13 protein-coding genes are annotated in these 11,690 nt (G+C 68.4%); 5 read left to right on the top strand and 8 right to left on the bottom strand.

The window, feature by feature from the left end:
• Positions 1-20: 20 nt before the first annotated feature.
• The gene (locus D7X30_RS33815) at positions 21-881 is read right to left on the bottom strand and encodes a haloalkane dehalogenase (RefSeq protein WP_120567113.1); all 861 of its coding nucleotides are present in this window, start codon (positions 879-881) and stop codon (positions 21-23) included.
• 151 nt (positions 882-1,032) lie between these two features.
• Here D7X30_RS33815 and D7X30_RS33810 point away from each other — a divergent pair, with 151 nt between their 5' ends.
• On the top strand, positions 1,033-1,944 hold the full coding sequence (locus D7X30_RS33810; RefSeq protein WP_120567112.1) for a LysR family transcriptional regulator: 912 nt from the start codon (positions 1,033-1,035) through the stop codon (positions 1,942-1,944).
• A 3-nt stretch (positions 1,945-1,947) separates the two neighbouring features.
• Here the strand turns inward: D7X30_RS33810 and D7X30_RS33805 are convergent, their stop codons facing one another.
• From D7X30_RS33805 to D7X30_RS33795, 3 genes are all read right to left on the bottom strand, one after another.
• Positions 1,948-2,631 (bottom strand): hypothetical protein, encoded by a 684-nt coding sequence (locus tag D7X30_RS33805; RefSeq protein WP_120567111.1) that lies wholly within the window; start codon positions 2,629-2,631, stop codon positions 1,948-1,950.
• A gap of 146 nt (positions 2,632-2,777) precedes the next feature.
• Entirely contained in the window at positions 2,778-3,266 is a 489-nt protein-coding gene (locus D7X30_RS33800; RefSeq protein ID WP_120567110.1) for an SRPBCC family protein, read from the bottom strand.
• Positions 3,267-3,270: 4 nt separating this feature from the next.
• Entirely contained in the window at positions 3,271-3,606 is a 336-nt protein-coding gene (locus D7X30_RS33795; RefSeq protein WP_120567109.1) for a helix-turn-helix transcriptional regulator, read from the bottom strand.
• 148 nt (positions 3,607-3,754) lie between these two features.
• Between D7X30_RS33795 and D7X30_RS33790 the strand changes: the two genes are divergently transcribed.
• Positions 3,755-5,344: an endo alpha-1,4 polygalactosaminidase gene (locus D7X30_RS33790; protein WP_158619435.1), complete on the top strand. Its 1,590-nt coding sequence runs from the start codon at positions 3,755-3,757 to the stop codon at positions 5,342-5,344.
• 41 nt (positions 5,345-5,385) lie between these two features.
• Here the strand turns inward: D7X30_RS33790 and D7X30_RS33785 are convergent, their stop codons facing one another.
• Positions 5,386-6,126, bottom strand: a complete 741-nt coding sequence (locus D7X30_RS33785) for an endonuclease/exonuclease/phosphatase family protein (RefSeq protein ID WP_120567107.1) — start codon at positions 6,124-6,126, stop codon at positions 5,386-5,388.
• Between the two features lie 95 nt (positions 6,127-6,221).
• Positions 6,222-7,157, bottom strand: a complete 936-nt coding sequence (locus D7X30_RS33780; RefSeq protein WP_120567106.1) for a bestrophin family protein — start codon at positions 7,155-7,157, stop codon at positions 6,222-6,224.
• Between the two features lie 120 nt (positions 7,158-7,277).
• On the opposite strand from D7X30_RS33780, the gene D7X30_RS33775 reads away from it, so the two are divergent.
• On the top strand, positions 7,278-8,408 hold the full coding sequence (locus D7X30_RS33775; RefSeq protein ID WP_120567105.1) for a hypothetical protein: 1,131 nt from the start codon (positions 7,278-7,280) through the stop codon (positions 8,406-8,408).
• Between the two features lie 9 nt (positions 8,409-8,417).
• Here the strand turns inward: D7X30_RS33775 and D7X30_RS33770 are convergent, their stop codons facing one another.
• Positions 8,418-9,320, bottom strand: coding sequence for a nucleotidyl transferase AbiEii/AbiGii toxin family protein (locus D7X30_RS33770; RefSeq protein WP_120567104.1), 903 nt, complete (start codon positions 9,318-9,320; stop codon positions 8,418-8,420).
• Positions 9,317-9,838 carry a hypothetical protein gene (locus D7X30_RS33765; protein ID WP_233591947.1) on the bottom strand — a complete coding sequence of 174 codons (522 nt, stop codon included), beginning with the start codon at positions 9,836-9,838 and terminating at the stop codon, positions 9,317-9,319. Before D7X30_RS33765 ends, D7X30_RS33770 begins: the two co-directional genes overlap by 4 nt.
• A gap of 303 nt (positions 9,839-10,141) precedes the next feature.
• On the opposite strand from D7X30_RS33765, the gene D7X30_RS33760 reads away from it, so the two are divergent.
• Both D7X30_RS33760 and D7X30_RS33755 read left to right on the top strand, forming a co-directional pair.
• A complete protein-coding gene (locus tag D7X30_RS33760; protein WP_120567102.1) occupies positions 10,142-10,486 on the top strand; it encodes a hypothetical protein in 345 nt (114 codons plus the stop codon).
• Between the two features lie 41 nt (positions 10,487-10,527).
• Positions 10,528-11,679: a YgcG family protein gene (locus D7X30_RS33755; RefSeq protein ID WP_120567101.1), complete on the top strand. Its 1,152-nt coding sequence runs from the start codon at positions 10,528-10,530 to the stop codon at positions 11,677-11,679.
• Positions 11,680-11,690: the final 11 nt, after the last annotated feature.

Genomic DNA, 11,690 nt, shown 5'->3' with positions numbered 1-11,690 from the left:
GTCGCACGGGCCCTGGTTGCTCACCACGCGGAGCGGTCCATCCAGGCCTGGAGGGCGCGCGCGATGTCCTCCGGCGCGTCTTCCGGCGCATGGTGCCCCGCGCGTCCCAGCGGAACGATTTCGAGGGACCGGAGGTTGGCGCGCGCCCACTCGACGATGCGCGGTGCGTTGAGCCCCGTGTCGCCGAACGTCAGCAGGAGCACCGGCTTCACGGATGGCTGCGAGAGCCACGCGTCATAGCGTTCGATCACCGCGGCGACGTCGGCGGGCTCGCCATCGATGGGAATCTCCCGGGGCCACTGCAACACCGGGCGTCGCGACGCCGCGTCTGGATACGGAGCGGAGTAGACGGCCCGATCACCCTCCGCGAGGCCACGCTGGACGCCGTTCGCGAAGGACTTCTCGAGGAACGCGTTCTGTTCGAGCACGAGCTGCTCACCGACCTCCGGCGTGCGCAGGGCGCGGAACAGCTGCTCGCCCTGGGGAGGCCAGTCGCTCCAGCGCATGGGACGAAGGAATGTCTCGAACACGGCCACGCCGCGCACGCGGTCCGGATGCCGCCGCGCCCAATCCAGGGCCAGCACTCCGCCCCAGTCGTAGCCGACGAGCACGACGTCCCGCAGGCCGAGCGCGTCGAACCACGCATCGAGGTACCTCGCGTGGTCCGCGAACCGGTATGCGATGTCCGGTTTGCCCGACTCCCCCATGCCGATGAGGTCGGGCGCGAGGCACCGGCCCCGGTCGGCGAGCCGCGGAATGACGTTTCGCCACACGTGTGAGGACGTGGGGTTGCCGTGAAGGAACACGATGGGCGAGCCCGTCCCGGCCTCGCGGTAGGAGATGAACGAATCCAGGACCTGGACCTGGTGAACCATGGGCATGGGCGTGCTCCGGGATGGAAGCGGTGGAGAGGTGTGGCATGCGATGAGCACGCCCGCGACGAGACAGCCGAGCAGTCTGTGCATGCACCCATGATGGGGAAGGGGACACCTCCCTGGTAGTGATGGTTCGTGAGGTCTAGGCTCACCAACCGTGAGCATTTCTATCGCCGCCCTCGACCTCAACCTCCTCCTGGTGCTCCACACCGTCCTCACCGAGCGCAGCGTGGTGCACGCGGCCGAGCGGCTCCACGTCACGCCCTCCGCCATCAGCAACAGCCTGGCGCGCCTCAGGTCCGTGTTGGGCGACCCGCTGGTCACGCGCAAGGGCCGTGGCATCGTCCCCACGCCTCGCGCGCTCGCGCTGGCCCCCGCCATCGCCCGAGGCCTGCGCGAACTGGAGTCCGGGCTGCAAGAGGCCCCATTCGAGCCGGCCCGCTGCACGCGCACCTTCACGCTCGCCGTCGCCGATGCGGGTCAAGTCACGTGGGGACCGCGAATCGCCGCCCGGATGGCAGGAGAGATGCCGAACGCGCGCCTCTCCGTGGTCGGCATCGCCTCGCTCGTGGCGCTCGGGGACCTGACCTCGTCACAGGTCGACCTGCACATCGGCCTCGCCGGGCGGGGCGCGGGCCTGCACGTCGAACCGCTGTTGGACGAGCGCACCGTCCTCGTGGCCCGCGACGACCACCCCGTGCTCACGAAGCGCCTGTCCGCGCGTGCGCTCGGCGCGCTCCGTCACGTGGGCGTGGAGATGGTCCCGGGCAAGGGCTTCCGGGACCTCGTCGGCGCCGCGTACGCACGCGCGGGCATCCGCCGCGAGGTCGCGATGACGGTGCCCTCGTTCCTGACGGCGGCGGCGATGGTGGCCGCGACCGACCTGGTCGCGACGCTGCCGGAGTCACTCGTCGCCGCGCAGGGAGCGCGCCTGGGTGTGCGTGGCGTCAACGCGCCGGTCCCCGCTCACACCGTCAAGATGGCCCTGTGCTGGCATGACCGCACGCATGCGGACCCGGCGGTGAGGCACTTCCGTGAACTGGTCCGGAGCGCTGTCCTGGCCGCGTGAGCGTCAGAAGCTGAAGCCCACCCGCAGGATGTCCATGTTGATGTCCACGATGCGCCCGTTCCTGCGCGTATCACCCCACGGCAGGCTGTACTGGCCGCCGAGGTCCAGCTCCTTGCGCTGCTGGTTCCAGCTGTAGCCCACGGCCGCGCCGAACACCGCGGCGAGATAGAAGTTCGTGCGTGCGAACGTCTTCCGGTAGCCCAGATCCAGGCCCAGGGTGAGCTGGCCTCCCGTCGTGCTTCGATTGGCGGGCTCGCCCTTGTCGGCGTCGGGCCGGTCCTTCTCGTTGCTCACCATGCCGCTCAGCTTGGGCTGGAGGAAGAAGCCGTCGCCCCGTGCGCGGGGCCACGGCGTCCAGGCCACGCCCGTGGAGACCGTGAGCGCCCGGCCCGTGCCGCAGTTGCCGATGTCTTCCGTGCAGCGGCGGCGCGCGTACCGGGGCGTGACTTCAATGACCAGGTCGGTCTGGTCCGACAACTGGAGGTTCGTGCCGACAGGGAGCGCCAGGTGGAGCGTGCCGCCCACGAGTGGCCCCGTCAGCAGGAGGGAACCGGTCACCAGCGGCGAGATCCAGAGCGCGTGCGCGGGCCGCTCTCCCACGGAGGACCGCGGCCCCGGCGGCTCCATGGCCTGGGCCTGGGTCGCGGTGAGGAGAAGGAGCACCGGAATCAGCATCGCCTTGTTCAACGCATGCCTCCTGCTGCGAATGGGGACGGACCCTTGCTGGAGCAAGGGTCGTTCCACCCGTGTGCATGAGGCCCGCTCAGAGTGCCTTCGCACCCGCGCATGACAAGGTTGTCAGAGCCCGCGCCCGCGGATGTCGGACGCAGGTGTCACACGCGCCGTTCAGCGAGCGCCGCGAGCTGCGCCGTGACGGTGCCCCAGCCTTCGTGGAAGCCCAGGTCATGGTGCATGTTTCTGTCCGCGCTGTTCTTGTGCATCACGTGGGCGCTGTAGTCGGTGCCCTGCGGATGATCCTTCAGCGTGATGATGGCGGTCATGAGCGGCATGCCGGAGACGTCCGCGGGCCGCCAGTCAGCGACCATCACGTTCGTGAACACGATGCGCTCGAGCGTGTCGACGGCGAGGAAGCACGCGCTGAGGTGAGGCATGAAGTCGCTGGTGGCCGTCTCGCTGAAGTGCGTCAGCAGCGCGCCGCCGGGCCGCAGGTCCAGCTCCAACACCTTGCACCGGGACGGCGCGGGCACCCACCACTGCTCGAAGCTGGCGGGGTCCGTCCAGGCCTTCCAGACGACAGCGCGCGGCGCCTTGATGATGCGCGAGATGCTCAGGTCGAGCTCGGGATTCAGGGCAGGGGACATCGGTTCACTCCTTGTTGGAGAGGGTGGTGACGAACTGCTCGAGCCGGTCCGTGCGGGCCTCCCAGAGGGCGCGCTGCGCGGACAGCCAGGACTCCACGGCGGCGAAGGACTTCTTCTCCAATGCGCACGTCCGCACGCGCCCTTCCTTGTGCGTGCGGATGAGCCCGCTGTCCTCCAGGAAGTGGATGTGCTTCATGAAGGAGGGCAGGGCCATGTCGAAGGGCTTCGCCAGGTCGCTGATGCTGGCGGAGCCCTTTCCCAGACGCGCAATCACAGCCCGGCGGGTCGGATCCGCGAGCGCCTGGAAAATTCCATTCAGCTGTTCCGGATGCTTTTCCACGAGGCTAAGTAACGTCTTCAGACACTTAGCGCAAGAGCTAAGTGATGAGGTGGCCTTTTGTGATAGCCGGGCCCAAACCCCTGGAGGCGCAATGTCGAACTGGAGTGCCTGGCTGTTCCCCTGCCTTGCCTTGCTGACACCCGGATGCATGCCATTGGAGGCGGACGACGTGCGGGAGCCGGAAGCTCAACAGCAGGCCCTGCCGGGCTCGGAGGTCATCGACTTCGCCTCCGCGAGCACGCAGGCGAACACGGACGCGTCGGGCAAGAGCGGCGGCATGGCCGTGCTCAAGACGAACAGCGCGAACTGCACGGTCGGCGCGTACGCGGACTGCTATGCGCAGTACATCGAGTTCAGCCCCAGCTACACGGGCTCCCTGTCCTTCAACCTCTCCAGCCTCACCCTGGCCGCGCCCACCCCGGCCCAGGTCACCCAGCTCAGCCTGCTGACCAAGTACCAGGGGCCCGGGGTCGCCACGTCCTACTACCAGTGGCAGCTCTACAAGTTCTCCACCTCCAGCTGGGTCAGCATCGCCAACTCGCAGGGGCGCGGTGATTGGGTGTGGACGCCGGCCCTGACGCTCGCGCTCCCCACCACCGAGGTCGCGTCGAACTTCGTGTCGAGCACCGGGGAGATCCGCGCGCGCATCATCAAGGGTGCGGGGACGGACGCGGCGCAGTTGGACAGCCTCCGGCTCCAGGTGGCGTGGGACATCTCCACGACGTGCACGGCTGAGACGGACGCGGCCTTCTGCACGCGGCTGGGCGCGAGCTGCGGTCAGGTGAGCGGCACCGACAACTGTGGCCAGGCGCGCACGGTCGCGAGCTGTGGCGCCTGCCAGAGCCCCCAGACGTGCGGCGGTGGCGGCACGCCGAACGTCTGTGGAGAGGCTTCCTCCTGCACGGTGGCGGCCTTCCCCAAGGGCACCACCTGGATGTGGGACCTGGAGCACAACGCCATTCCCACCAACCTCAACGCCCAGGTCTACGTCGTGGACCTCTTCAATACGACCGCCGCGAAGATCCAGGAGTACAAGACCGCCGGCAAGAAGGTGGTCTGCTACTTCAGCGCGGGCTCCTATGAAAACTGGCGGGACGACGCGAACCAGTTCCCGCAGGACACGTACTGCACCCCTGGGGAGAACTGCGCGCAGTCCGTGCACATCATGGGGGACTGGTGCACGAGCGGCGGTGGCTGTGAGTGGTGGTTGGATCACCGCAAGCAGGCGGTGCGCACGGTGATGACGTCGCGCATGCAGCTGGCGAAGAACAAGGGCTGCGACGCGGTGGAGCCGGACAACATCGACGGCTATTCGCACGACGATGAGATCAACTGCACCGACCAGGCCTGCTGGGGCCTCACGGCGGCGAACCAGCTCGACTACAACCGCTGGCTGGCCACCACCGCCCACTCGCTGTGCCTGGGCATCGCGCTCAAGAACGACGTGGACCAGATCCCCGCGCTCGCGGACTCCTTCGACTTCGCCATCAACGAGGAGTGCCAGCGGTTCAACGAGTGCGGCGCGTACAAGACCTGGTTCACGAACAAGAACAAGGCGGTCTTCAACGCCGAGTACCGCAAGGACTCGAGCGGGGACATCACCAACTGGACGTCATGCACGGGCACCGGGGCGACCTGCGCCTGCGGTGAGAGCGGCTTCGCCCAGGGCGACATGCGCACCCTGGTCTTCAGCACCGCGTCGGTCCGTTACGACAATCTCCAGTTCACCTGCTGGTAGCGCGAGCGAGCCGGGGCGGTCCTCCCGCCCCGGCTTTCTCCTCAGTACTGGACGGTCGCGGTGTAGGCGAAGTGGTCGGAGCCGTACTTCTCCAGGCGCTCGGCGGGACCGGTGCCGATGCCCACGGTGACGTAGATCTGATCGATGGGCACGCCGCTGACACCCGCCGTGTTCAGGTGGTTCATCCCGGGGATGTCCTGCGACAGCGCGCGGTTGAAGTCGCCCACCAGCACCACGGGCAGCCCCCGGCCACGCAGCTCCGCGACGACCTCGCGCACCACGGTGTTGTGCGTCCGCCAGCGCTCCTGCCGCTCCGGGTGCTCCCCGTTCCAGGCGCCGGAGATGTAGTGGGTGTTGATGAACGCCAGCTTCTCGCCGGTCGCGAGGTTCTTCAGCACGACCCAGTTCACGAAGCGCGACGGCGTCACCCCGGCCTCGCCGCCGTGCGTGAGCCGGGACCCGTCGCCCGTCTTCTCGAACTTGTTCTTTCGCCAGGAGATGGCGATGGAGTTGCGCGCGTCCAGCAGGTCATCACCGGGCCGGAAGTGCGCGTAGGCATCCATCGCCCCGAGCTTGGAGTGGCCCTCCGCGGTGTCCACCTCCTGCCAGCCGATGATGTCCGCGAGCGGCCTCGTGTTCGCCTGCCCGTGCCACGTGTTGTGCGTCGCGACCGTGGTCGTCGTGGCCGCGAGCGCCGCCGTCGCTGACTCCTCGGAGGGCGCGGGCAGGAGCCCCAGGGAGAGCAGCAGGCTGAGGACGGCCGACGACAAGAGCTTGAGCATGGTTCCCTCGGAATGCGCGCCAGGTCATTCCTGGCGCGTCCTGGGGAAGCTAGCCAAAGCCGTATTTTCTGAAAATACGAACCGGAATGTTTCTGTCAGCCGAGGACGAAGTCCTTGGGGCGCAGCGGCTCCGGCTGAGGCTCTCCCAGCGATTCCAGCATGTTGATCTCCGCCGTGCGGGACATCGCGAGCAGGGGCAGGTCGTTGGGAGCTTCTCCGAAGGGCTCCTCCAGCTCCTCACTCAGGAGGTCCAGGCCGAAGAAGGTGTAGGCGATCATGGCCGTGAGCACCGGCGTGAACCAACCCATCGACTCGGCGAGTCCGAAGGGCAGCAGCAGACAGAAGAGGTAGGCCGTGCGGTGCAGGAGCACCGTGTAGGCGAAGGGCAGCGGCGTGAGGCGGATGCGCTCGCAGGCGGTGAAGATGCTCATCATGGCGTGCACCCGTTCGTTCAAGACGCCCCAGGTGATGTCGGTGAGCCGGCCCTCACGGAGCAGGCGGGCCAGCTCCAACTGGTGCTCGCGCAGGAGGGCATTCGGGCGGTTTCCGCTGCCCAGGACGCGCGAGCGTTCGGGCTCCTCGAGGTGGCGGCCAATGGCCTCTCCGACGTCTTGCGAACGGAGGTGCGCGGCGAGCGCGTAGGGGAAGGCGATGGTGCGGTGCACCAGCCTCCTTGCCGCCTGCCGCCCGGCTTCGGGCAACTCGGCGCGCCCGTCGTCCAGCAGCGCGATGGTCGCGTGGGTGAAGGCACGCACTTCGATGATGAGCGCGCCCCACTGCTTCCGCCCCTCCCACCACCGGTCGTAACAGGCGTTGTTGCGGAAGCCGAGGAAGATGGAGAGCGCGATGCCGAGCAGCGACAGCGGCGCGGGGGACGTGATTGGAAGCCGGATGTAGCCCTGCTTGAGCGTCAGGACGACCAGCGTGGCGAGCGCCGCGACCCCCAATACGTGGGGCAGGACGCGCGGCAGGATGGTGCCGCGCACGACGAACAGGAGCTTGAAGAAGCCAGGGCGGGGACGGACGATCACGGCGCGTCTCGTGCCCCAAATCCCCGACTGCCGCAAGCGGTCCTCGCTGTGACGCCGCGAATGACCCTTGTTCATCCCGGGTGCACCGCCGCCCTAGACTGCCTCCCTCCTGGAGGCTGAATGCACCCGAAGAGACTTCACCGGTTCCCTGTGTCCACGCTGCGCTCCCTGGCCGCGGGGGTCGCGCTGATGTGCGCCGCTGGCTGCTCGGACGATGAGGGCGTGGACGTGCCCAACCCGCTGACCAATCCGAAGGACGGGCCCCCGGCCGGCAACCCGAACGCCGAGGCGACGTGCGCCGTGCCCGCCGAGGCAGGGCTCGCGGACGTGTCCCGGCCCACCACCGTCGTCGGGACGGGCACGTCGGCCAGCTGTACCTCCGATGCCTTCGTCAACGCCGTGGCGAAGGGCGGGATCATCACCTTCGACTGCGGCCCGGAGCCCGTCGTCATCACGCTGGACCGGACGGCGAAGGTCTTCAACGACAAGGGGCCGGAGATCGTCATCGACGGCAAGGGGCTGGTGACGTTGAGCGGCGCGGGCAAGCACCGCATCCTCTACATGAACACCTGTGATCAGGCCCAGGTGTGGACGACCTCCCACTGCCAGGATCAGGACCACCCGAGGCTGACGCTCCAGAACCTCACCTTCGTGGACGCCAGCTCCAAGAGTGAGAAGGAGTTCGACGGCGGCGGCGCGGTCTGGGTGCGCGGCGGGCGGGTGAAGGTCATCAACTCGCGCTTCTTCAACAACGTGTGCGTGGACACCGGCCCAGACGTCGGAGGCGCCGCGCTGCGGGTGTTCGACCAGCACGACGACCAGCCTGTCTACGTGGTGAACACGACCTTCGGCGGCAAGGCGGGCTACGGCGGGGTCTGCTCCAACGGCGGCGGCATCAGCAGCATTGGCGTGTCGTGGACCGTCATCAACAGCCTCTTCTCCCACAACCGGGCCATCGGCAACGGTGCCAATCCCGCGAAGCCGGGCACGCCGGGCGGTGGCAGCGGCGGGGCCATCTACAACGACGGCAACACGATGACGCTGTCGCTCTGTGGCACGCGCATCGAGCACAACGAGGTCAACGCGCACGGCAGCGCCATCTTCTTCGTGAGCAATGACCACTCAGGCGACATCCGCATCGACCGTTCGGTCATCCAGAACAACAAGGGCGGCTCCTGGTACGAGACCTATCCGCAGATCTCCAACCACGCGGACACGCCCATCCGGGTGACGAACTCCACGATTGAGTAGTGATGGGGCTCAGATGCCTCGCTGGAGCGCCCGCTCCAACCGTGCCTGGAACTCCTCGAGCGTGGCTCCCGCGAGCGAGGGGTGTTCGAGCACGAAATTGGGCCAGTCCAGGTCGCCCGCGTATTCGAACGCCCCCGGCTGGATGGGCACGCTCCACGAAGCCTGCTTCGCCTCGAACACGTGCTGGAGGAAGCCCGGTGGCAGGCGGGTGTCTTCCGCGAGCAAGACCGCGTCGTAGAGGTCCTTGCCCTGGGGCCAGCTGTCATTTCTGAGCCAGAGCAGCTTCCACGCCAGGGACTCCTCTGGCGTGGCGACCTGGACCGGCACTCCCTCCACCGTGTGCCGGAGCGGAGACGAGAGCAGCTGTTCGTTGAACACGACGTCGACCTGGACCGAGTCGCGGACGCGGCCCTCCCAGCTCCACGGGAACGTGAGCCGGCGGCCCTCGGCGCGCTCGTAGGTCCAGATGCCGTCCACCGGGATGCTCGCCGGATCCAGATGGATGCCTTCAAGCCGCAGCGCATCCGTGACGGCCCGGGTCAGGTCCGCCATGAGCTGCCTTCCCTCGCTCGACGTCGGGCTCACGGATGCGGGCGTGACGACGAAGTCGAGGTCCTTGGCCGGCCGGGCGCGCTCTCCGTACCAGAGATCGAGGACGACGCTGCCACGCGCGACGAGCTGCTCACCCACGCGCATGCGGCCAATGCCGGCGAGGCACCGCCGTAGGAGCCGGGCACGGGCCTCACGGAAGCGGGCCGCCTCCGTGGGGTCCTCGAAGCGGGGGGGACCCTTGATGAAGGCTGCGTCGTGGTGCTTGAGGGCCGGATCGAACACGTCGGGCCGGTTGTCGTCCCGCTCATAGCCCGCGGGAAGAACGTGCCGCGGCGATACGGGCTTCGTGGGGCCGCTCATCGGGATGTCTCCTCCAGCCAGCCCTCGTCGAGGGCGATGTTGTCATCGAAGAGCACGCGCTCGCGCTCCACCTTCGTCACCGGGAGCCCCGCGTCCGCCAGGCTCGCCAGGAGCGAGTCGAAAGCCGCACCCATGGCGGCATCGTCCGAGGGACCGAACCGCTGGGTGAGGAACCGCTCCTGGACCCCGTCCGGTGACACCTTGTACGCGCTGCGGGACAGGTGGGCGGACTGCGAGGCCGCGAGCCGCCCCAGGGCCTCCAGGTCGCGGGTGGCCACCCGGACGTGGTGTTCCAGATAGACCGGGGCGGAAACCGCGAACGGGCCCTGGGACCACGGCGCCTCGACCTTGAGGCGGCACCTCCGTGCACCGCAGGTGGAGAGGGCCTCGAAGGCCAGCGCCTCGGCGTGCTGTCGCGCCTCCACCACCGACGTGCCGCTGTGCAGGGTCAGCATGACCTGCCGGGGTGCCACGCCGCGTACGAGCTCGATGCACAGCACCTTCACTCCACGGCGCACGGCCCATGTCCGGAGCTCCGGCTCCGCTCCAGGAGGCAGGGCGAGGGTGAGATGTGTTTCCAGGTGCATGGCGTGCAGTGGCTCGCGGAACGGGTTCTGGCCGGGCCCGGAGCGTACCGCTGCGACGGCTCGGAGATGGAGGCCCTGACGCAAGGAGGACGCGGACACGGCCGTCCTGGTGGCGAACCAACGTGTTTCAGTATGCTCCGCCCCGGTCTGTGTATCCGGCCGGGGGGACTCATGACGGAACGACGTGAGTGGGCATTCGGAGCGCATCGGGTGCATCTCGAGGAGCCCGATGTCTTGTGGGTCGACTTCAACGGCACCACCGGACTGGAGGATGCGAAGCGCCTGCTGTCCATCGTGCAGGAGGTGGCGGTCCAGGGGCCCGTGTTCGTCGTCGTGGACATCGACGGGTCCGTCATCGACAAGCCGGCTCGCGAGTACTTCAGCAAGGAGTCCCGCCCGGAGTGGCTGCGAGGCGTCGTCTACGTCGGAACCCAGCGGCTGCAGATGGCGAGCGCCAAGGCCGTCGCCTTCGCGCTCTACCTCACGGGCCGGCTGAAGGGGGACGTCGAGTTCGTCACGAGCGGACAGGCCGCGCGCGAGCTCATTGAACGCAAGCGCGCGAAGGCGGCGGTCCGCTAGCGGCGCTTCGAGGCATGGCGCCCTCTGTTACATTCGGCGCCATGCGTGCATGGCTGGGCTTCGTGGTCCTGTTCTGCGCCCTCGGCACTCCGGCCCTGGGCGTCACGGTGGAAGCGGTGCCCCGGCCCGCCGCGGGCTCCTGGACGGTGGACCTCACGCCGTCCCACGTCCTCACGCCAGCCGTGAGGGCGGAGGTCGACGAGCTGGCCCGGTCGCTGGACGACCGCGGGCTGGGCCAGCTCATGGTGGTGATGGTGGACACCACGTCGCCCAAGCGCTCGCGTGAGTTCGCGCTGGAGCTCTTCAACCGCTGGGGCATCGGTCATCCCGGAAGGGACGACGGCGCGCTGCTCTTCATCGCGTACGCGGACCGCAAGGCGGAGATCATCCTCGGAGACGGGGTCGATGAGCCCGACGACCAGGTGGCCAGCGACGTGGTGATGGCGGAGGAGATCGTGCCTGCCTTCAAGCGTGGCGACCCGAACGAGGCCGTGCGCGGCGGCGCGCAAGGCCTGAAGGAACTCATCGAGAACTCGCGGCTCAACAACCCCGTCGCCGCCGCCGACGCTCCGAGCGCCGCCAGTGACGACGTCGAGCTCACGGACTGGGAACGGGAGGCGTTCCTGAGCACTCCACAAATGCACGTGCTCACAGCGGAGGAGTCCTCTTCGCCACCGAATGTCGGCCTCTTCGCGGGCGCCGCGGGCGTGCTCGGCGCGGCGGGGCTCGCGGGCCGTGCCTGGCTCCGCCGTCGTCCGCGCAAGTGCCGCACGTGCGGCAACCCGCGAGTGCGGCTCGGCGAGGCGGAGGACGATGCCCACCTCGACCCGGGCCAGCGGCTCGAGGAGCAACTGGGCTCCATCGACTACGACGTCTGGTGGTGTGGACCGTGCGAGGACGCGAGCGTCGAGCGCTACGGCCGGCTCTTCTCAAGCTTCAAGCGCTGCAAGCGGTGCCGCTACGTGACGGGCAAGCAGACCTCGCGCACGCTGCGGAGCGCGACCTATGACCACGGTGGCGAAGTGGAGGTGACGGTGCGCTGCGGGCACTGCGACTTCGTGTCCACCTCGCGCCACAGCACGCCCCGGCGCACCCGGTCCTCGTCGTCGAGTTCCTCCAGTTCATCGAGTTCCTCCCGCTCCTCGTCCGGGGGCGGGCGCTCGTCGGGAGGAGGCTCCAGCGGAAGCTGGTAGCGGCTCCCGGC

The sequence above is a fragment of the Corallococcus sp. AB011P genome (assembly GCF_003611605.1).
Lineage (GTDB): Bacteria > Myxococcota > Myxococcia > Myxococcales > Myxococcaceae > Corallococcus > Corallococcus coralloides.
This window is presented reverse-complemented; position numbering and strand designations above follow the sequence as displayed.